The sequence below is a fragment of the Asaia sp. SF2.1 genome, assembly GCF_000505765.1.
Lineage (GTDB): Bacteria > Pseudomonadota > Alphaproteobacteria > Acetobacterales > Acetobacteraceae > Asaia > Asaia bogorensis.
Window position 1 is genome coordinate 40,181 of the sequence record NZ_AYXS01000049.1, and the last position, 19,344, is coordinate 59,524.

General features: G+C 60.2%; 22 protein-coding genes and 1 pseudogene. 21 read left to right on the forward strand and 2 right to left on the reverse strand.

From position 1 onward, the window contains the following. The 14 genes from P792_RS33730 to P792_RS33795 form a co-directional block, all read left to right on the forward strand. The coding region (locus P792_RS33730) for an aldo/keto reductase (protein WP_035440760.1) at positions 1 to 549 on the forward strand (549 nt) is incomplete at its 5' end. A gap of 155 nt (positions 550 to 704) precedes the next feature. Further along, positions 705 to 3,362, forward strand: coding sequence for a penicillin-binding protein 1A (locus tag P792_RS33735; RefSeq protein WP_031241510.1), 2,658 nt, complete (start codon positions 705 to 707; stop codon positions 3,360 to 3,362). 29 nt (positions 3,363 to 3,391) lie between these two features. Then, a protein-coding gene (gene prfB / locus P792_RS33740; RefSeq protein WP_152530270.1) for a peptide chain release factor 2 occupies positions 3,392 to 4,523 on the forward strand; the annotation gives its coding sequence in 2 pieces (ribosomal slippage) (positions 3,392 to 3,460 and positions 3,462 to 4,523; 1,131 coding nt in all). 387 nt (positions 4,524 to 4,910) lie between these two features. Beyond that, positions 4,911 to 5,570: an energy transducer TonB gene (locus P792_RS33745; protein ID WP_023979752.1), complete on the forward strand. Its 660-nt coding sequence runs from the start codon at positions 4,911 to 4,913 to the stop codon at positions 5,568 to 5,570. 200 nt (positions 5,571 to 5,770) lie between these two features. After that, complete coding sequence (locus tag P792_RS36770; protein ID WP_023979753.1) at positions 5,771 to 6,829, forward strand: MotA/TolQ/ExbB proton channel family protein; 1,059 nt, start codon at positions 5,771 to 5,773, stop codon at positions 6,827 to 6,829. A 2-nt stretch (positions 6,830 to 6,831) separates the two neighbouring features. Then, positions 6,832 to 7,254, forward strand: coding sequence for a biopolymer transporter ExbD (locus P792_RS33755; protein ID WP_023979754.1), 423 nt, complete (start codon positions 6,832 to 6,834; stop codon positions 7,252 to 7,254). Positions 7,255 to 7,375: 121 nt separating this feature from the next. Beyond that, the gene (locus P792_RS33760) at positions 7,376 to 7,810 is read left to right on the forward strand and encodes a biopolymer transporter ExbD (protein ID WP_023979755.1); all 435 of its coding nucleotides are present in this window, start codon (positions 7,376 to 7,378) and stop codon (positions 7,808 to 7,810) included. Further along, the gene (locus tag P792_RS33765; RefSeq protein WP_023979756.1) at positions 7,811 to 9,067 is read left to right on the forward strand and encodes a hypothetical protein; all 1,257 of its coding nucleotides are present in this window, start codon (positions 7,811 to 7,813) and stop codon (positions 9,065 to 9,067) included. It begins immediately after the preceding gene. A 98-nt stretch (positions 9,068 to 9,165) separates the two neighbouring features. Further along, positions 9,166 to 9,942: a response regulator gene (locus P792_RS33770; RefSeq protein ID WP_023979757.1), complete on the forward strand. Its 777-nt coding sequence runs from the start codon at positions 9,166 to 9,168 to the stop codon at positions 9,940 to 9,942. A gap of 6 nt (positions 9,943 to 9,948) precedes the next feature. After that, positions 9,949 to 11,310 carry an ATP-binding protein gene (locus P792_RS33775; protein ID WP_031241513.1) on the forward strand — a complete coding sequence of 454 codons (1,362 nt, stop codon included), beginning with the start codon at positions 9,949 to 9,951 and terminating at the stop codon, positions 11,308 to 11,310. Positions 11,311 to 11,385: 75 nt separating this feature from the next. Continuing rightward, a complete protein-coding gene (locus P792_RS33780; protein ID WP_023979759.1) occupies positions 11,386 to 11,949 on the forward strand; it encodes a NifU family protein in 564 nt (187 codons plus the stop codon). A 127-nt stretch (positions 11,950 to 12,076) separates the two neighbouring features. Then, the gene (locus P792_RS33785; protein WP_031241514.1) at positions 12,077 to 12,667 is read left to right on the forward strand and encodes a malonic semialdehyde reductase; all 591 of its coding nucleotides are present in this window, start codon (positions 12,077 to 12,079) and stop codon (positions 12,665 to 12,667) included. After that, positions 12,667 to 13,329 (forward strand): peptidase M22, encoded by a 663-nt coding sequence (locus tag P792_RS33790; RefSeq protein WP_023979761.1) that lies wholly within the window; start codon positions 12,667 to 12,669, stop codon positions 13,327 to 13,329. The genes P792_RS33785 and P792_RS33790 overlap by 1 nt, the downstream gene beginning before the upstream one ends. 20 nt (positions 13,330 to 13,349) lie before the next feature. Continuing rightward, positions 13,350 to 13,790, forward strand: coding sequence for a GNAT family N-acetyltransferase (locus P792_RS33795; protein WP_235075529.1), 441 nt, complete (start codon positions 13,350 to 13,352; stop codon positions 13,788 to 13,790). Here P792_RS33795 and P792_RS33800 read toward each other — a convergent pair. Then, positions 13,763 to 13,996, reverse strand: a complete 234-nt coding sequence (locus tag P792_RS33800; protein WP_031241518.1) for a sulfurtransferase TusA family protein — start codon at positions 13,994 to 13,996, stop codon at positions 13,763 to 13,765. The two genes, P792_RS33795 and P792_RS33800, sit on opposite strands and share 28 nt — an antisense overlap. Positions 13,997 to 14,095: 99 nt before the next feature. Here P792_RS33800 and P792_RS0120175 point away from each other — a divergent pair, with 99 nt between their 5' ends. The 5 genes from P792_RS0120175 (at position 14,096) to P792_RS33820 (ending at position 18,059) form a co-directional block, all read left to right on the forward strand. Continuing rightward, entirely contained in the window at positions 14,096 to 14,494 is a 399-nt protein-coding gene (locus P792_RS0120175; RefSeq protein WP_031241519.1) for a MucR family transcriptional regulator, read from the forward strand. A 66-nt stretch (positions 14,495 to 14,560) separates the two neighbouring features. Further along, positions 14,561 to 15,052, forward strand: coding sequence for a Fur family transcriptional regulator (locus tag P792_RS33805; protein ID WP_023979764.1), 492 nt, complete (start codon positions 14,561 to 14,563; stop codon positions 15,050 to 15,052). Beyond that, positions 15,052 to 15,951, forward strand: coding sequence for a GNAT family N-acetyltransferase (locus tag P792_RS33810; protein ID WP_023979765.1), 900 nt, complete (start codon positions 15,052 to 15,054; stop codon positions 15,949 to 15,951). The genes P792_RS33805 and P792_RS33810 overlap by 1 nt, the downstream gene beginning before the upstream one ends. Positions 15,952 to 15,966: 15 nt before the next feature. Further along, complete coding sequence (gene lnt, locus P792_RS33815) at positions 15,967 to 17,493, forward strand: apolipoprotein N-acyltransferase (RefSeq protein ID WP_031241523.1); 1,527 nt, start codon at positions 15,967 to 15,969, stop codon at positions 17,491 to 17,493. Positions 17,494 to 17,558: 65 nt separating this feature from the next. Beyond that, positions 17,559 to 18,059 (forward strand): helix-turn-helix domain-containing protein, encoded by a 501-nt coding sequence (locus P792_RS33820; RefSeq protein WP_023979767.1) that lies wholly within the window; start codon positions 17,559 to 17,561, stop codon positions 18,057 to 18,059. A 33-nt stretch (positions 18,060 to 18,092) separates the two neighbouring features. On the opposite strand, the gene P792_RS33825 is transcribed toward P792_RS33820, so the two are convergent. Beyond that, positions 18,093 to 18,755 carry a tyrosine-protein phosphatase gene (locus P792_RS33825; protein ID WP_023979768.1) on the reverse strand — a complete coding sequence of 221 codons (663 nt, stop codon included), beginning with the start codon at positions 18,753 to 18,755 and terminating at the stop codon, positions 18,093 to 18,095. Between the two features lie 94 nt (positions 18,756 to 18,849). Here P792_RS33825 and P792_RS33830 point away from each other — a divergent pair, with 94 nt between their 5' ends. Both P792_RS33830 and P792_RS37815 read left to right on the forward strand, forming a co-directional pair. Beyond that, positions 18,850 to 19,158: a hypothetical protein gene (locus P792_RS33830; protein WP_023979769.1), complete on the forward strand. Its 309-nt coding sequence runs from the start codon at positions 18,850 to 18,852 to the stop codon at positions 19,156 to 19,158. Further along, a pseudogene (locus tag P792_RS37815) lies at positions 19,155 to 19,344 on the forward strand (SAM-dependent methyltransferase); the annotation flags it as partial. The gene P792_RS33830 and the pseudogene P792_RS37815, both read left to right, overlap by 4 nt.

Below are 19,344 nucleotides of genomic sequence, written 5' to 3' on the forward strand. Positions count from 1 at the left end.
TGCGTGCTTATGTCGCTCCGTCGGCTGGGTGTGGAACGCATTGATTTGTGGCAGCTCCACCGTGTGGGGGCTGACTGCCCGCCGGAAACGCAGTTCGAGGCCATAGCCAAACTGCAGCAGGAGGGGCTGATCCGTCACGTCGGTCTGTCCGAAGTCGATGTGCCAATGATCGAGCGGGCGGGCGCTTTCTTCCCTGTGACCACTGTCCAGAACCGCTTCAATCTTGTCGATCGCAAATCTGAGGATGTGCTCGATTACTGCGAGACGCACCAGATTGGCTTCATTCCCTGGGCACCGCTGGCAGCCGGGTCTCTGGCTCGACCCGGCACGGTGCTTGATGCGATAGCGAAAGACCGTGACGCCTCACCGGGTCAGATTGCCTTGGCATGGCTTCTGCACCGTTCGCCGGTGATGTTGCCCATTCCCGGAACTGGCAGTCCCGCCCATCTAAAAGAGAATGTCCGGGCCGCGTCCATCACGTTGAGCGAGGAGGAGTGCGCAGCTCTAGACAAGCAGGGCCGCGAGGCTTGGAAAAGTTCCGAAAATTAAGGCTTTTCCTGCCATGATTGCGGGGGGCGACGAGGGCGCTGGACAATGCTAGAACGCTTGCCATGATCCACGCCACCACCGCCCTTTCCTCCACCGGGTTCCCCCTGTTCTGGTTCTCGACTGCCCAAGGTGGCGGAGGCAGTGGGCGCGTCCCTATGGGGGGCGGGCAACGCGGTCCCGAAGGGGGACGCCAGCCGCCTCGTGGTCCGCGTTTCCGCCGCTGGCGTCAGGGTCTTGCGGTTGCTGCCGGTATTGCACTGGTAGGGGTGGCCGGATCGGGACTGTTCGTCTGGCACCAGTATGAGCGCATCGCGTCCGATCTGCCGAGCGTCGATACGCTCAAGACCTATCAGCCGCCGACCGTCAGCCGGATCTATACGTCTGATGATCACATCATGGCCGAACTGGCTGCTGAACGCCGGATCTACATTCCGATCAATGCCATTCCCGAGCGCGTGAAAAATGCCTTCATCGCGCCTGAGGATCAGAATTTCTATACCCATGCGGGTCTGGATCCTCTGGCCATCATGCGTGCCGAGCTGACGAATCTGACCCATCGCAGCAAGCGGGCTCTGGGTGCCTCGACCATCACGCAGCAGGTTGCGCGCAATATGCTGCTCAACAGCAATGCCCGCACGCTCGAGCGCAAGGAAAAGGAAGCCCTTCTGGCCCTGCGCATCGAGCAGACGCTGAGCAAGGACAAGATCCTCGAAATCTATCTCAACGGGATCTATCTCGGTAATGGCGCCTATGGCGTGGCCGCCGCCGCGCAGACCTATTTCAACAAGCCGCTCGATCAACTGACCAATGCCGAGGCGGCTTTTCTGGGCGCGCTGCCGAAATCACCGGCCAATTATAACCCGTACCGCCATCCCGAGCGTGCCATCGAGCGCCGGAACTGGGTTCTGGACCGCATGGCCGAAATCCATGCCATCTCACGCGAAGAGGCCGCAGCGGGGCAGAAAGAGTCTCTTATTCCGCATGATGCGGTGCGCTTTGGTCCGCTGCCCAATGCCGAATGGTTTGGCAGCGAGGTGCGTCGTCAGCTGATTGATCGTTACGGGCCTGACCGCGCCATGCAGGGCGGCCTTGAGGTGCATACGAGCCTCGATCGCAAATTGCAGGATGCAGCGACCCTGAGCCTTCGTCAGGGGCTCATGGAGTATGATCGCAGTCACAGCCGCTGGCGTGGCCCTGTGACGAAGCTGCACGATGCTGTGGCCGGTGACGGCTGGGTTGAGGCGCTGAAGGACGTTACGCCCCCTGCTGGGATGATCGATCAGTGGCGTCTGGCAGTCGTGCTCAACCCTGCTCAGGGGCGCGTCGGTTGGCTCTCACATGGAGAGAAGCAGGAAGGTCAGGTCATCCCCAAGGATCTGGGCTGGATGCGCAATGCCGGGACACTGGCCGCCGGTGATGTGATCATGATCGAGCCTCAGGCTGAGTCTGGTCGCGTCGCCGTGCGGCAGGTTCCTATGGTTGAAGGCGCCCTTGTCAGTCTCGATGCGCGCACCGGGCGTGTGCTGGCGATGGTGGGCGGCTGGTCGTTCAAGGAGTCACAGTTCAATCGCGCTACACAGGCGCTGCGTCAGCCCGGATCATCGTTCAAGCCCTTCGTCTATCTCGATGCAATGGAGCAGGGCATACCGCCCTCCGAAAAATTCGATGATGCGCCAGTCTCTTATGGTGACTGGCATCCCAAGAATTACGAGGAAGACAACTGGGGCCCGACAACCCTGCATGACGCCCTGCGTGAAAGCCGCAACCTTGTGACGATTCGTCTGGCGGCGCATCTGGGCATGAAGTCCGTGGCCGATATGGCGATCTCTATTGGTCTGGTCGACCAGATGCCGCATGTGCTGCCAGCAGCCCTCGGTGCGGTCGAGACCACGGTACTGCGCGAGGCGGGGGCCTATGCCACGATTGCTTCCGGCGGCAAGCTGGTGACACCCAGCCTGATCGACGAGGTGCTGGATCGCGATGGCAGCGTCCTGTGGAAGCCCGAGGGCCTCGCCCTTGGCACGACCATGCAGGCCCCCAACCAGACAGCAATCGTAAGCCCGGCTGTAGCCTCCGGCACAACACCGGTTGCCCCGCCCTCTGGCAACCCCGCGGATGTGACCACACCATCCACGCCTGCGCCTGTCGCCCCTGCGGGTCCGGCACCTGGCAGTTTGGAGGTGCCGCAGGTGCAGGACAACCGCCGGCAGGTGGCCAGCGCTGCAAGCGCCTATCAGATTACGGCCATGATGCAGGATGTGATCAAGCGTGGCACGGGGACCATTGCGGGGCAGGGCATCACGCGTGACATAGCGGGCAAGACGGGCACCAGCCAGGACTTCCGCGATGCGTGGTTTGCCGGTTTCACCCCCGATATCGTCACAGTGGTCTGGATCGGGTTCGACACCCCGCAATCGCTTGGCAAGAGCGAGACGGGCGGGCGTATTGCCGGGCCGATCTGGAACCGTTTCATGAAGGTGGCACTCGAGGGGCGGCCGGAACTGCATTTCCGTGTGCCAGAAGGTGTGACACTGGCCCGTTACGATACCGGCAGACTGATGGCGGTCGACGGTTTCAAGGCCGATCAGGTGCCAGGCATGAGCATCGCCCTTCAAGGCTTCGGCGCGGGAACAGAAGCGCTTACGGCAGCTGACACCGGGACTGATCTGTATGATACGGAAACCGACATGGCAGGGGCATCGAGTCAGGCCGGGCTGAGCGAGCCGGGTGGTGAGAATTCGGGTGCCCCCAAGAAACAACAGGCCCCCAATGCCCAGCCACAGGGTGACATTGGCATGGGCGGGCTTTATTGAGACCCAACGAACACGCAGGAGCATGAATCATGTCGGCCGAAACCGAGGCCCTATCGGAGCAGATCAAGCAGTCGGTGGCACTGCTGAGGAGGCATCTTTGACTGGGATGCTGCACAGACACGTCTCGCCGAGCTCAATCATCGGGTAGAAGACCCCGACCTGTGGAACGATGCTGATGCCGCGCAAAAGCTGATGCGCGAGCGTACGCTGCTGGCGACACAGATCGAAAGTGTCGAGAAGATCGAGCAGGATACTGCCGATATGCTCGAGCTTGCTGAGCTGGCCGAGGACGAACAGGATCAGGATACGGTTGCTGAAGCCGTTGCGACCCTGCGCAAGCTGGCCGATCAGGCCAATGCACGCCAGATCGAGAGCCTGCTTTCGGGGGAGGCAGACAGCAATGACTGCTATATCGAAGTGAATGCAGGCGCTGGCGGCACGGAGGCTCAGGACTGGGCCGAGATGCTGCTGCGCATGTACACGCGCTGGGCGGAGCAGCGCGGTTACAAGGTGACCGTGATGGAAGTCAGCGAGGGCGAGCAGGCCGGAATCAAATCCGCCACGCTTCAGGTTGCCGGGGCCAATGCCTATGGATGGCTCAAGACCGAAGCCGGCGTGCATCGCCTGGTGCGCATCTCGCCTTTTGATGCGGCAGCGCGTCGTCAGACATCCTTTGCTTCCGTATGGGTTTATCCGGTTGTGGACGATACGATCGAGATCGAGGTCAATGACAGCGACCTGAAGGTCGATACGTTCCGTGCCTCGGGTGCGGGTGGGCAGCACGTCAACAAGACCGATTCGGCGATTCGCATCACGCATATCCCGACCGGTATTGTTGTAGCGTGTCAGACCGACCGCTCGCAGCACCGCAACCGCGCGACCGCCATGCAGATGCTAAAGGCGCGTATGTACGAGGCTGAGCTGCAAAAGCGCGAAGCCGCTGCGGCCCAGACGGAGGCGGCCAAGACCGATATTGGCTGGGGGCACCAGATTCGTTCATACGTTCTGGCGCCGTATCAATTGGTCAAGGATCTGCGCACCGGGGTGGAAAAAGGCAATCCCGATGCAGTGCTTGATGGTGCGCTGGACGATTTCATGTCCGCAGCACTCGCCCAACGCGTAGGCGCAACGCGTTCGGAGGCCAGCGCCAACGCCCAATAAAGGGCGTTGGTGACAAGGGGCTGAATCTCTTGCGGTGCAAGACTTTCAGCCTCTTTTTGCGCGTTTCACAAATATTACTCTTGCAGTGAATTAATGTTCCGTTTCACTGTGTCTCAAAGTGTCGTGCTGCTGGTATGCAAAACCTTGCCTGTCGGAAAACGGCACGATTGAAACGAAACTGACTTGACAGCAGTGCCTTACCTTTGCCCAATTTGCACGGGAGCCATGCGCTGGGAGCATGGTAAACATTTCGGGATGTGTCGGCCATACTGACGCCTGACCGGAACGCAAGTCGCATGGGGCGGTTGCGATATTATCAAGTCGGTCCGCCCCTCTCGCCAAGAGAGGTGTGGGGCTCAGGACAGAGGGTTTGGAGTGACACAACCGATGAACTACGCCGAGCAGGAGCGACGCCCGACGAAGTACATCGTCGGCATCGCAATCGCTGTGCTTTTCCACGTCGTTGTGATCTACGCCTTGGTGAACGGGTTGGGTTCGAAAATCGTCGAACAGTTCCATCCGCCGATCAAGACGAAGATCATTACGGAGCCGAAGAAGCCGCCGCCACCGCCGCCACCGCCGCCGCCGCCGCAGATGACGACGCCGCCGCCGCCGTACATACCGCCGCCGAAGATCCAGATTCAGCCGCCGCCACAGAAGCATGTGATCAAGCAGGTCACGCATGAAAAGCCGCCGGCACCTGTGCCGCCTGCCAATAATGCGCCGCCCGCTCCCGCAGCGCCGAAGGGCCCGCCTGTGCCGGATCACTCGGCTGGTGCCTCGCCGATCAACGGTGCCCGTCCGGTCTTCCCTGAGGAGATGCTGGAAGAAAACCGCGAAGGCAGCGTTACCGTGGCCTGTGACATCGGCACCGACGGCCGTACGTCAAACTGCCAGGTTACCAACTCGACGGGTGGTCATGCCTTCGTCGAAGCTGCCATGGAGTTCCTCCGCAAGGCCCGTTATCAGCCTGCGGTCACGAATGGACAGCCGGTGGTCGAGCATCACCATACCCTGCACATCAACTTCACCTTGGGTGATGACTGAGTGCATGGCGACCGGCGTGAAAGCACCGGTCGCTTGACGGAATGACGGAAGAGAAGCTCCGGCTCCTCCTTCCGACGGGGCAGGGGGCAGGCAGCCTCCGCGCCCCGGAAAGTGAGAAACCAAGCCGCGCCCGGCAGAGAACGGGGCGGCACTGCCAGAGTCCTTCTCGAAGGGGCTCTTTTTCAGAGGATTTGGAGTTAATGACGAGACTGTTCCGCCTTCCCGCTCTCGCCGCCCCGGCCCTGGCAGTCACGCTTGCCGTGGCGCAAGGTGTGGTCGTGCCGGCCGTTGCTCTTGCCCAGGAAACCCCGGCTGCCCAGCCTGCGGCTCCTGCTCCCGACGCTGCAGCCCCGGCTCCCGCAGCGCCCGACGCCGCTGCTCCGGCTGCCCCCGGCGCCCCGGCTCCCGATGCGGCTGCGCCCGCTCCCGGCGCCCCGGCCCCTGACGCTGCCGCTCCGGCCGCTGGTGCTCCTGCACCTGATGCCGCTGCCCCGGCTCCTGAAGCTCCTGCCGAGGCGACCGCGCCGAAGTCGCAGGAAAACCCGTATGGCCTGAGCGCTCTCTGGTCCAACGGTGACGCCATTGCCCGTGGCGTTCTGCTGATCATGGTCATCATGTCCGCAGGCACCTGGATCATCATGGTCACCAAGTTCCTGGAACAGTCCAAGGTGTTCTCGGCTTCCAAGGAAGCTGCACGTGAATTCTGGACCAAGCCGACCGTTCAGGAAGGCGCTGCTGCCCTGAAGCCGGCTTCGCCGTTCCGCTACATTGCCGAGACGGGCATTGTGGCTGCCGAGCACCATGAAGGCTCGATGCGCGACGCCATCGACTTGCATAGCTGGACCGCCATGTCCGTTCAGCGTTCGGTTGACACCATCAACACGCGTCTGCAGGGCGGCCTCGCCTTCCTCGGCACCGTGGGTTCGACCTCGCCGTTCGTCGGTCTGTTCGGCACCGTCTGGGGTATCTACCACGCCCTGACCGCCATCGGCATTGCAGGCCAGGCTTCGATCGACAAGGTTGCCGGCCCGGTTGGTGAATCGCTCATCATGACGGCGATCGGTCTTGCCACCGCTGTTCCGGCCGTTCTGGGCTACAACCTGCTCGTCCGTCGCAACAAGGGCGCCATGGACCGCGTGCGCAACTTTGCTGCCGACGTTCAGTCCGTCCTGCTGGGTGGCTTCCGTCACGGTGTTGCCCCGACGGTCAGCCCTGACCACAGCCCGACGACCACGACCACCAGCTCGCGAGTTGCCTGATCATGGCGATGAACGTCGGTGGGGGTGGTGAAGAAGACGAAGTCGTCTCGGCGATCAACACGACGCCGCTCGTTGACGTCATGCTCGTTCTTCTCATCATCTTCCTGATCACCATCCCGGTTGCGACGCATTCCGTGAAGGTGCAGCTGCCGCGCGACGCCAACCAGCCGACCCAGACCAAGCCAGGCAACATTGTCCTGGCGGTCACGGCGAATGGTCAGGCGTATTGGAACGAAGTTCCTCTGCGTGGTCATCAGGATCTGCTCGATCGTCTCGAGAAGGTCGCAGTCATCAAGCCCCAGCCCCAGATCCAGATCCGGGGTGACGGCAAGGCTCGTTACGAAGCTGTCGGCAAAATCGTCGCGACCTGCCAGGAAGCTGGCATCTATCGCATCGATTTCATCACCGAGCAGCCTCACTCCTGATTTCGGTCAGGACCCCGCTTCAGGAGCCTGCTGCTGATCCCACAGGGTCGCAGGGGGCTCCGGCTCCGTTTTTTCCGGATGCCGGTCTTGGCCGGCTTTCCGCCTGTTGGAGAGTTCTCTCATGGCCATGAGCGTCGGATCCGACAGCACGCATGAAGACGAGGGCATCGTCGATATCAACACGACGCCCCTGATTGACGTCATGCTCGTGCTGCTCATCATGCTGATCATCACCATTCCGCTTCAGACGCATTCGGTCGCGCTGGACCTGCCGCAGGGCAATCCGCCGCCGAGCACCGAAGAGCCCAAGGTTGTCACGGTTGCGGTCGATTTCGACAATTCCATCAGCTGGAATGGCGAACCCGTCTCCTCCGAAGCCGATCTTCAGGCGCGCTTCATGAACGCGGCAAACCTGCCCGATCAGCCCGAGATGCATATTCACCCCAATCGCCTGGCAGACTACAAGACGGTTGCCCATGTGCTTGCCGACGCCCAGCGTCTTGGCATCACCAAGCTCGGTATCGTCGGTCAAGACCAGTTCATGGAAGGACAGTAAGTGCGTTTTCCCCGTTGTTCTCGCGCCCTCCTGGTTGCCAGCTCGCTTCTGGCAGCCTCCTCTTTCGTTCCGGTCATCGGGTCTTCGCTCGTCACGATCGCTCATGCTGAAGATCAGCTGAGTGCCAAGGTCGGCAAACCCCTGCAGGAAGCGCAAACGGCTCTGGGCGCGAAAAACTACGCCAAGGCCATGAGCGCCGTGAACGCGGCTGATGCGATTCCGGGGAAAACCGAATACGAGAAATACACCATTGCCCAGATGCGTGCGGCGGTTGCTGCCTCGTCGGGCGATGTGGCCGCGGCCTCGAAAGCCTATGACGTGCTGATCGCGTCACCGCGCACGCCTGCGGCAGCCAAGCAGCAGATGCTGATGGCCAACGCGACCATGGCCTACAATGCCAAGGATTACGCGCACGCTGTTCCGGCTATTGAGCGCTACCTCAAGATTGCTGGCCCGAACGCCCAGATGCAGACGCTTCTGGTCCAGTCCTATTACCTGCAGCAGGATTACAAGAACGCTGCGCGCGTACAGCAGGACCAGATCAACGACGAGATCAAGGCCAAGCGTATCCCGCCCGAGAACCAGCTTCAGTTCCTGGCGACCTGCTATCATCAGATGAAGGATGCGGCGAACGAGACGCATGCCTATGTGCTGCTCGCCAAATACTATTCCAAGCCTGATTACTGGGCGATGCTGATCCATAATCTCGCAGCTGACCCCCAGATGCCTGACGCCCTGCAGTTCAACCTCGAGCGTCTGCGCATGACGACGGGTGTGCTCAAGGACCCATCAGATTACATGGACATGGTCGAGCGCGCTGTTCAGGCCGGTCTGCCGCAGCTGGGGCTAAACCTGATAAACCAGGCCTATGCTTCCGGCGCGCTGGGCAAGGACCAGGGCGCTGCGCGTGAGGCCCGCCTGAAAGCGATGGTGGTCAAGCGTGCAGCCGATACGAAGGCCACACTGGCTGCGGATGCTGAGGCAGCGCGCAAGATGCCCAACGCAGCACCGTCGCTCACCGCGGGATATAATCTTGTGCTGAATGGCCAGGTGGACGAGGGCCTTGCCCTGATGCGCGAAGGGTTAGCCAAGAAGCCGATCGCTCCCGAAGGCGCTAAGCTGCAATACGCCATGGCGCAGATGGATGGGGGTCGCAAGGCTGAGGCAGTAAAAAGCTTTGCCGATGTCCATGGCGATCATGGGTCGCAGGATCTCGCGCAGCTCTGGACCCTATTGCTTACCAAATCATCAAAATGAGGTAAAATTCGTCGAGTCCCATCAATACGGTTGTTCTTGCGTGAACTGAGACATAAATTGTATCAAATCTCGTTTACCACAGAATGATCGATGGGATAATGACGACAGCTCCTACTGCTCCCACTCCCGCTCCCGACCTGCCGGCGCGTATCCTTATCGTAGAAGATGATCCGGGGATGCGTACCCTGATCCAGCGCGCCCTGCAGGGTGATGGATTCAGGGTCCGCAGTGTCGCTTCAGGCGACGAAATGTGGGACGCCCTCGCAGTTGGCCCCGTCGATCTTTTCGTCATGGACGTCATGTTGCCCAAGACCAGTGGTGTGGAACTCTGCCGCGCCATTCGCAACGGTCAGGGAACGAACCACCCCGGCGAAGCGCCTCTGGCCCAGACCCCGATCATAATGGTTTCTGCCCGTGGCGAAGAGCGCGATCGCGTCCTTGGCCTCGAAATCGGCGCTGATGACTATGTCGCGAAGCCTTTCGGCCAACGTGAGCTCTTGGCACGTGTTCGCGCCGTGCTGCGCCGCGGTCAGGGTGCCGCTCCGACCGAGGTATCGCGCAAGGAGACAATCCTCTTTGCAGGATGGAAGCTGGATCTCCGTCGCCGCGAGCTGACAGATCCTTCGGGCGCTGTGGTCGACATCTCGGGTGCCGAGCATGACCTGCTCACAAGCTTCCTCGACAATCCCCAGCGCGTGATCGCTCGTGACAGGCTGCTCGAACTCTCGCGCACGCGCCTTGGCGACGTTTCGGACCGTAGCATCGACGTGCTCGTCAGCCGTCTGCGCCGCAAGCTTGGTGCCGACGCCGATGCGCTGATCCGCACTGTGCGCGGCCTGGGCTATATATTCGTGGCAGAAGTCGAGCGCGTCTAAACCGCCATGCCGTTCAGTCTTGGAGGGGGAAATACGCCCCGCATCATCCGTCTGTGGCCGGTCGGCCTTGTCGGCCGGGTCAGCGTGGTTCTGCTCGCTGCCGTCATTCTGGTCTTCGTGGCCAGCGCCTTTTTCTATGAAGAGGCGGAAACATATATCGATGACGACAGCCGCATTACCCAGCTTGCAGAGGAGTTGAGCACTGATCTGCGTGTGCTGCGCACGACGCCGATCAGTCAGCGCGGTCTGCTGGGCGCCCTTCTCTCGGATAACGGTATCAGTGTGAGCTGGCGTTCGGCCAACCAGCCAATCGACCTCGACCAGCCGCACAGACTGCGTCAGGTCGAGGAAAGCCTGATCGCCAATGATCGCGATCTCGGCAAGGCCGATATCCGTGTCTGGGCCGATCGGGCCGACTCATCGAGCATCCACGGGAGCCTCCAGCTGGCAGACGGAAGCCGTCTGGCCTTCAACGTGCCCGGGATTCTCAAGCATAGGCACATGACGGGGGGGCTGGCCTCGGCGGCCATCACCGCGGGTGCCGTCGCCATTGCCGCGGCGATGATCGTACGGGCGCTCAGTACGCCCCTGCGTGCGCTCGCACAGGTGGCGGACAGCATCGCCAAGTCCGATGATATGCAATGGACGATGGTCGATGAGCGTGGGCCACGAGAAGTGCGTGGACTTGCCCAGGCCATCAACAAGATGCAGCACCGCATCCGGCGTCTTATCAACGACCGTACCGAAATTCTCGCTGCTGTCTCACACGACCTGCGCACGCCACTTGCCCGATTGCGTCTGCGCGCCGGGTTCATGGATGACGAGGAAACGCAAACGGCGATCGAGGCCGATATCGACGAGATGGAGGCTATGGTGACAGGGGTTCTGGCCTATCTGGCTGGCGATCTGGACCCCGAGCCGATCAAGCAGGTCGATCTCGTCGCTATCCTGAATACGTTGCTCGACTCCCAGAGCGATCGTGGCCGCGACACAAGCTACACCGGGCCGGATCGCTGTCAGGCAATGGTGCGTCCTCTCGCAATCAAGCGGGTTTTTGCCAATCTCATTGACAATGCCTGCAATTACGGCGGCGATGCGCATGTGACGCTTGAGACGGATGGCAAGGAAGTCATCGTTTCCGTCGTCGATGACGGACCGGGAATTCCGGAAGCAGAGCTCGAAAACGTTCTCTCGGCTTTCTATCGTGTCGAGGGGTCGCGCTCACGCGCCACTGGCGGGATGGGGCTGGGTCTGGCCATTGTCACACGTGAAGTCGGGCGGGCGAAGGGTAAGGTGGATCTGCACAATGTGCCCGGACGCGGCCTGTGCGTGCAGATCATGCTGCCGCTGGGCGTCGCCCAGGCCTGATTCGGGGGATAAAGGACTTGCGGAGTCACGATTGATGGCACATGTCACAGCGATAACTGTGATCTGAGAGCTGTGATGTTTATCGAGACCGAAGATACCCCGAACCCCGCCACCCTCAAATTCCTCCCCGGTCGGGCCGTAACCGGCCACCGTGGTACGGCTGATTTTGCCGATGCCAGCGCAGCTGAGGGCCGCTCGCCCCTCGCTACCACCCTCTTCGCGGTACAGGGTGTGTGCGGTGTTTTCCTTGGTGGTGACTTCATTTCCGTTACCAAGACCGACGAATTCAGCTGGAACACGCTCAAGCCTCTGCTTCTTGCTGCGATTACCAGCCATTTCGACTCCGGTGAGCCAAGCCTTGAATCGGTTGCAGAAGCTCAGGAAGAGGCGATTGCCCCTGAGGACGAAGCCGTTGTCGCCCAGATCCGCGAACTGCTCGATACGCGCGTTCGCCCTGCCGTTGCAGGAGATGGGGGTGATATTGTATTCAGGGGTTATCGTGACGGTGTTGTACGTCTGACGATGCAGGGCGCCTGCGCTGGCTGCCCTTCATCGCGCGCCACACTGAAGCATGGTGTTGAAAACATGCTGCGTCACTACGTCCCTGAAGTGGTGGCCGTAGAGCAAGTCGAGGATTGAAGCCGTGAGTGAGAGTCAGCCAGAGTCCCCTGTCCCGGTGTCGCTGGATGGCTCAAGCCCTGATCAGACCGTCCGGGCTGGCAGCACCCGGCGTGATCATGACGCCGCACCGGGTGATGCACGCGCCCTGTCACCGGCCCTTGACGCGCTGGCACTTGATCGCCTGTTTCGACAGGCCCGCACACCCATTGGCTGGTCAGCCCGTCCGGTCGAACGCGAGACGCTGGTCACGCTTTACGATCTCGTCAAGCTTGGTCCGACATCGGGCAATTGCTGTCCAGCACGCCTCGTTTTCCTGACTTCTGACGATATGAAGAAGCGCCTGCGACCGGCCTTGTCCGCGGGCAATATTGAGCGTTGTCTCAGCGCGCCTGTCGTGGTGCTCGTCTGTCATGACCCTCTGTTCTTCGAGCATCTGCCCCGCTTGAGCCGGGAGGAAAACCTGCGGAACTGGTTTGCCGCTGATGTCGGACTCTCGGAAGAGACGGCGTTTCGCAATGGTTCTCTCCAGGGCGGCTACATGATCCTTGCGGCCCGTGCCCTTGGTCTTGATGTCGCACCGTTCTCAGGGTTCGACGGCTACACAATCGAAGACGACTTTCTCTCCGATACAGGCTGGCGCATCAATTTCATCGCCGGTCTGGGTTATGCGGAGGCGCCGCCCCAGGTGGAACGCGCCATGCGTTTGGCCTTTGACGAAGCCTGCCTCGTTCTCTGATGGTGTTGACGGCAGGTACGCGCAGCCTGGTGCTGAATGGCGCAACACTGGGTCCATCGAGCGCGGGGGATCTGGCGATCTTCGAGGGTCGTCGCTGTGTTGTACATGTAGCGATCGAAGGCCTTGGGGCGACGGCATCCCTGGCCGCGCATTGCCGTGACTTCTTCAAGATGCCGGGCTGGCATCAGGGGCCGGAACTGATCATCGCCGTCATAGGGCCTGGGTCGTTCACTGGCCTGCGGGCCAGTCTTGCTCTGGCGAACGGCCTGGCGCTTGGTTTCGGTGCGCAGTTGAGGGGTGTCACGACAGGTGCCTGTTTCCGTACGCGACAAGGTCTGAAAAGTGCCATCTGTCTGACGCAGGCACGTCGTGATCGTCTGTTTGTCGAATGGGCTGACGGTTCCTTCTGGGCCGGATCACCGGACGCATTTCTGTCCAGGCAGGGTGCGGGCCGGGAAGGGCCCTTGGTCGGCAATGGCGTCGCCATGCTGGCAGGACATACGGTTCCATCAGGGGCATTTGAAACAGCACGACCCGACATCCACATGATTCTGGAAGCGGGCCTGGTGACAGCCGACAGCGCCATGCTTGAGCCCCTTTACATCGACGCACCGGAGGCCAAGTTGCCAGCCCGTGGATTGCGTCCTGCACCGCAGGGATGACCGACGGCGGCCCAATGGTCATGTTGGGTACGGCCCATGGGGAACTCTGTGCCGCCCTGCACCGGGATGCCTTTCCCGAACCCGAGCAATGGACGGCCGAGGCCTTCACCGGCTTACTTTCGATGCCGGGTGTTGCAGGCTGGGTCTACACCAATCACAGTGGACCGACCGGCCTTCTTCTCGTGCGGCATTGCATGGATGAGGCAGAGATTCTGACTGTTGCTGTGCTGCCTGCGTTCCGCCGCAAAGGGGTTGCGCGCGCGTTGATCGAGGGAAGCCTCACTTTTCTTAGAGGGCAGGGGGTGACGAGCCTTTTCCTCGAGGTGTCAGTCAACAATAGTCCGGCAAGCGCTCTTTACCTCGCACTCGGATTTGAGGAATGCGGGATCAGGCGCTCTTATTATCCCGACGGAAGCGATGCGCGGGTCATGCGTCATGATTTACATAGCGCTATACGGTAATCGCTCTCGACCGGGTTCTCCGCGACCTCCCACTCTGCCTTCTGTCCGAGCGTTTCCAGCAGGGTCAACACGTTGCGGCGCGTTTCCTCTCCTCTGAGCAGCACGAGAAGATCCTGGCCAATCTGGGACCGATCAAGCGCAAGGCGAACGTAAACTGTGGTCATGGGGCAGGTCTTGTCTGTGATATCAATAATCTGCACGGACATTGTATTGAGTACCCCTAGTTGTTCGATATATTTTCTTGTACTATATCGTTTGGTGAGTGTATTTCTATCAATCAGATATATTCATTGAGGGAAATTTATATGTCGAGCGATCCGGATAACTTGATTTTGCAGAAGCTAACGACACAGATCATCTCTGCCTATGTGGCTCATAATGAAGTTTCGGGTCAGGACCTGCCCAATCTCATCCGGACAATCCATCAGACCTTGTCCAATGTTGCCAATACCAAGCCCGAAATTATCAAGCCGACACCAGCGGTACCGCCGAAGAAATCAGTATTTCCCGATTATATCATATGCCTCGAAGATGGCAAAAAGCTCAAACTGCTCCGCCGCCACCTTCAGACCGTCTATGACATGACGCCTCAGCAATACCGCGAGCGCTGGGATCTGCCGCCAGAATATCCGATGGTCGCACCGAATTATGCGAGCCACCGCTCGAATCTGGCGCGCAAGATCGGTCTTGGCCACCGTCGATGAGAAAGGCGCCCTTTGTCCGATACTTAACGTTGGCAAAGGACCGGATTTTCGGCTACGCCGTATTCCATGGTATCTGAAGCGAAAGCTGACGCAAAGCGAAGCGGGCGGGCTCAGGAAGAGTCACGCATCGGGCAATTATGTATCGACCGGGGCCTCAAGATGACAGGGCAGCGCCGTGTCATCGCGCGTGTCCTGTCCGAAGCTGAAGATCACCCGGATGTCGAGGAGCTGTATCGTCGTGCCTCGCAGCTCGATGCGCGTATTTCCATCGCAACAGTCTATCGCACGGTCCGTCTGCTAGAGGAAAAAGGGATCCTCGAGCGTCGTGATTTTGGTGGTGGTCGTGCACGTTATGAGGCCAGCGAACCTGGCCACCAGCACCACTATCATCTTATCGATGTCGATTCCGGTCATGTCGTCGAATTCGAGGATGAGGACCATGCTGCCCTGATGGAGGCCCTGGCCCGTCGCCTCGGCTTTGATCTCGTGTCGCATCGTCTCGAACTCTTCGGCCGCCGCATGCCCCAGAAGGCAGGCGGCTCAACAGGTCAGGATTGATGAGCGCCAAACCCTCCCACGCCGAGATCCTGCGTCTTCTTGTTACGGACGGCGAAAACAGTGCTGCTGCAGGTCAGTCACTTTCCAGCCTCGATCTGTCCAGGGACGCCTTTCCCGAACTTCGGGGGGGGCAGCTTGGCGTGCGTATTGCAACGACCGATGCCGAACGCGAAGCCGCTCAGGCCCTGCGCTACCGCGTGTTCTTCGAGGAGATGGGAGCTCATGCGGATGAACGCACGGCTCGTCTGAAGCGCGATATCGACGATTTCGATGAGGTGGCGGACCATCTTCTCGTGATCGATCATGCTGTGTCGTCGGGTGCCGAAGGCGTGGTGGGGACCTATCGTCTCCTGACCAGCGACAAGGCCGCTCAGCTCGGACGTTTCTACACATCGAGCGAGTACGATATCTCGACGCTCACGGAATTCCCTGGTCGACTGCTTGAAGTCGGGCGTTCCTGTGTCGATCAGCGCTACCGTGGTCGTTCGGCCATGCAGCTGCTCTGGCGTGGCATTGCCTCGTACATCTTCCTGCATCGTATCGATGTTCTGTTTGGCTGTGCCAGCCTGCCGGGGACAAATCCCGATCTCATGGCTGATGAGCTGACTTATCTGTATCATAATCATCTCGCCCCGCCGGCGCTCCGCATTCGCGCTCTGCCGGACCGGTATGTTGATATGCAGCGCAGCGATCCGCATCTGCTTGATCATCGCAAATGCCTGTCGAAGCTGCCGCCCCTCATCAAGGGCTATCTGCGTCTCGGTGGTTTCATTGGTGACGGGGCCGTTGTGGATGAACAGTTCAATACGACGGATGTGGCCGTTCTCGTTAAAAGCGAGCTCCTGGCGGACAAGTATTATCGTCATTATGAGCGTCGCCTGAGAGACGCCCTAGAATAAGACCAGGAGTAAAATGTGACTTTCCGGCTCTGGAACGCTTCCTTCCCGTCGAGCCGGCTTCCATTTTCCACCGGGAAAATGATTCTGGCTGATCTCGTCGTCGGGGCTCTTGCCTCGCTGGCGCTCCCGCCTCTGTACTGCTTGCCTGCGCTCTCCCTTGGGTTGCTCTATCTTTATCGTTGCACGCAGGACGCAGCGAGCCCTCGTCAGCTTGCGGTACACGCCTTTTTCTTCGGGCTTGGCTATCACACGGCGGCATTGTCCTGGTTGACGAATGCCATACTGACGCGGGCGCATGATTTCTGGTGGGCTGTGCCCATTGCCGCCCCAGGCTGCGCCTTGATTCTTGCGCCCTTCATCATGGTGCCCGTCCTGCTATGCCGCCTCATGCCGGAAGGCGCGTCACGCATGGTCATGCTGGCTGCGCTATGGACGCTGGCTGACATGGCGCGTGTATTCATCTTCACGGGCTTTCCCTGGAACCCGACCGGCAGCGTGTTCGAGATCCCGGGTCTGGTGGGTGATATTCTCATTCAGCCTGCTGCCGTTATAGGGGTGGACGGGCTGACATTGGTCGCTGCTCTATGCGGATTGCTGGTCTGGCATGGGCGCACAGTCCGCCTTGGTCTGATCGGGGGCATTTGCGTGTGGGGTATATGGGGGGCGTACAGCCTGACCAACCCCCAACTCTTGCCCGTCAGGAATCCCGTGGTGGCGCTGTTGCAGGGGAATGTGCGTGAGCGCGACATTCTCTCGCGCGATGGTGCTGTGCAGGCATTCAGGCTTTATCTGCGCCTCACCAATGAAGCCGTAGCGAAGGCAAGGGCCCTCAACGAGGATCGGGGCCTTATCTATCTCTGGCCTGAGTCGGGCTTTCCCGGACTTCTGGACGAAGATGAGCCCGCTAGGCGCATGATTGCCCAGGCGGCAGATGGCGCATGGGGGATGATCGGGTCGGATCGGCGCGACGCAGATAACCGGTTTTACAACAGTATTTTCGCTCTGGATGAAAGCGGGCAGATCAGGGCCGTCTACGACAAGTCCACGCTGGTTCCGTTTGGAGAATATCAGCCACGCTTCATTCCGTTCAATCTGCTTCCAGGTCAGTTGACGCCGGGTAAGGGGCTAGCCACCTGGTCGCTGCCAGCGCTAGGGGCTGTCGGACCCCTGATCTGTTACGAGATCATATTCTCCGGCCATGTCGCTGGCGCCAAGCGTCCAGACTGGTTGGCGAATATCACCAATGATGCGTGGTTCGGTAATAGTGCAGGGCCGCGCCAGCATCTGGCGACCGTAAGAATCAGGGCGGTCGAAGAGGGACTGCCGGTCGTTCAGTCTGCTAATATGGGTATCACGGCAGCTTTTGATGGCGCCGGGCACGAAATTGCCCGCTTGCCCTGGGGTAAGGCAGATAGCCTTGTTCTCGCCATACCCTCGCCGCACCGGCCAACAATATTCTCGATCTATGGAAGAATAGTCCCTGTCAGTCTCTGCATTATGGCTGTCTTGGTGGCTGTTTTTCTTGGGCATCGCCGACAGTAGATAATAGAAAGTTAATCTATGCCGTTGGGTGTATCTGATTAACCACCAATAAGAGTCCATGCTTGATGAGTAATACCGCAAAAAGCGCCTCGGCAGCGGGTCCGATCGATGCTCTCGTCGGCGCACGGATCAGATTGCGGCGTACCATGCTGGGCATGTCGCAGGAAAAGCTCGGCGCGGCGTTGGGACTTACTTTTCAGCAGGTGCAGAAATATGAGCGTGGCGCGAACAAGGTAGGGGCAAGTCGCCTCTATGAAATGTCGCGCGTTCTCGATGTGCCGATCGGTTTCTTCTTCGATGATCTGGCTGGTGGGGGAAACGGGTCCATGCGACGCTCTGAGGGCGCCTCCTCGGCGGCGACCGGTTTTTCAGAGGCACCATCCGGTTTCAGGTCGGCGACAGGCGAAGATGGGCTTGCCCCCGTAGGTCTGTCAGCGGAACCCATGCCTGCACTACGCCTCGATACAATGTCCGTTGAGCTCCTGCACGCCTTCCAGAATATCACAGACGCCAAGGTGAGGTTTCAGCTGGTCAACCTGGTGAAAAGCATGGCGTTCCCGGATTGAGACAAAAGCGCGGGTTCTGAGCCCGACGGGAGTTTATTCCCGGCGCAAAACCTTGTCTGTTACGAAAGAGGCCAGTTTACCCGCCGTGAAATCCTTTTTGAGCCTGACCTCGTCATACTCATGCTCGACCCAGTGCATGAAGGGTATGCGCCCTTCAGCCTCGGCCTGATAGCGCAGGACAAATGCGTCGAGAATACCGGTACGAGCCCGGTTGAAATGCCCAAAACGCCAGTGCAACTGGCGCAGCGCCTGAGCGGCTGTCCCGCCTTCGAACAGGATGACCAATGCCGAGGCCAGGCCTGCGCGGTCGGCACCTGACTTGCAGTGCATGAGCATCGGGCGTTCGATCTGCGCATACAACTCGGCAAAGCGCAGGATCCTGTCTCGGTGCGGTGCGCCACGGCTTTCGAAAGCCATGTCGATATGATCGAGGCCCAACGCCTGCGCAGCCTGCCGTGAGAGGGCATCTGAACCGCAGCGCCGATGCCCGCGCAGATTGACCAGCGTGCGCAGGCCCAGCTTTCGCTTGAGTCGGGCCAGCCGTGCGGGTGTGGGGTGATTGCATCGATAGACATTGCCCGGTACGACGGTAGCGAGATTGGTCCAGGGTAGACGGAAAATGGCATGATCGACGAAGAGACTGTCGATCCACGCCTTGCGTCGGCCTGTGGCAGTTGCCAGCGATCCATCAAACACGAAAAACTCTCCCCCGATTTGCTGTGCGATGCCTGCCGCACCCGGCATCATCCGTCAATTGCCGCCAGTGAATGAGGTTGATACAAGATTCGTCATGCGTTCAGCCTCGCTCCTCCTCTTTCTGATGGTTCTTGCCGGCTGTGCGGATAATACATTCGGCCCCCCGAAGCCGGATCTGGCCGTGAATGGTCCACCGGGCCATCCGCCCGGTCAGCCACCCCATCGCGATCGCATGGCACGCGCCTATGCTTCGCTGCCGGTTGCCATACCGGGCATGGACGGGGCGTCGGGTCCGCCGGTTCTGCCGGGCCTCGCCACCGAGACCGTGACGACCAGTGAGGTCAAACCCCAATATGCCGTGCCCGATGCCGAAGTCTCCTACGGCAAGAGAGGGAATCCATGAGCGACTTCGTCACCGGACATTATGGCCCGCGCGCCAAGGATTATGTCAGTAGCCAGACCCACGCAGTCGGGGAGGATCTGGAGCGTCTCTTTGCGCTGCTGCGTGAAGAGACCCCTGGTGTGGCCCTCGATCTCGGTTGTGGCGGCGGCCATGTGAGCTATGCCATGGCGCCGTTCTGCGGGCAGG

Bases quoted from the DNA above. Each gene is read 5' to 3' on its own strand.
- P792_RS33810 (WP_023979765.1), top strand. From the start codon at position 15,052: ATGAGCGCCAAACCCTCCCACGCCGAGATCCTGCGTCTTCTTGTTACG.
- P792_RS33780 (WP_023979759.1), top strand. From the start codon at position 11,386: ATGTTTATCGAGACCGAAGATACCCCGAACCCCGCCACCCTCAAATTC.
- P792_RS33820 (WP_023979767.1), top strand. From the start codon at position 17,559: ATGAGTAATACCGCAAAAAGCGCCTCGGCAGCGGGTCCGATCGATGCT.
- P792_RS33775 (WP_031241513.1), top strand. From the start codon at position 9,949: ATGCCGTTCAGTCTTGGAGGGGGAAATACGCCCCGCATCATCCGTCTG.
- P792_RS33770 (WP_023979757.1), top strand. From the start codon at position 9,166: ATGACGACAGCTCCTACTGCTCCCACTCCCGCTCCCGACCTGCCGGCG.
- P792_RS33790 (WP_023979761.1), top strand. From the start codon at position 12,667: ATGGTGTTGACGGCAGGTACGCGCAGCCTGGTGCTGAATGGCGCAACA.
- P792_RS33805 (WP_023979764.1), top strand. From the start codon at position 14,561: ATGGTATCTGAAGCGAAAGCTGACGCAAAGCGAAGCGGGCGGGCTCAG.
- P792_RS33795 (WP_235075529.1), top strand. From the start codon at position 13,350: ATGTTGGGTACGGCCCATGGGGAACTCTGTGCCGCCCTGCACCGGGAT.
- P792_RS33760 (WP_023979755.1), top strand. From the start codon at position 7,376: ATGGCCATGAGCGTCGGATCCGACAGCACGCATGAAGACGAGGGCATC.
- P792_RS33745 (WP_023979752.1), top strand. From the start codon at position 4,911: ATGAACTACGCCGAGCAGGAGCGACGCCCGACGAAGTACATCGTCGGC.
- P792_RS33735 (WP_031241510.1), top strand. From the start codon at position 705: ATGGGGGGCGGGCAACGCGGTCCCGAAGGGGGACGCCAGCCGCCTCGT.
- P792_RS0120175 (WP_031241519.1), top strand. From the start codon at position 14,096: ATGTCGAGCGATCCGGATAACTTGATTTTGCAGAAGCTAACGACACAG.
- P792_RS33830 (WP_023979769.1), top strand. From the start codon at position 18,850: ATGCGTTCAGCCTCGCTCCTCCTCTTTCTGATGGTTCTTGCCGGCTGT.
- P792_RS36770 (WP_023979753.1), top strand. From the start codon at position 5,771: ATGACGAGACTGTTCCGCCTTCCCGCTCTCGCCGCCCCGGCCCTGGCA.
- P792_RS33755 (WP_023979754.1), top strand. From the start codon at position 6,832: ATGGCGATGAACGTCGGTGGGGGTGGTGAAGAAGACGAAGTCGTCTCG.
- P792_RS33800 (WP_031241518.1), bottom strand. From the start codon at position 13,996: ATGTCCGTGCAGATTATTGATATCACAGACAAGACCTGCCCCATGACC.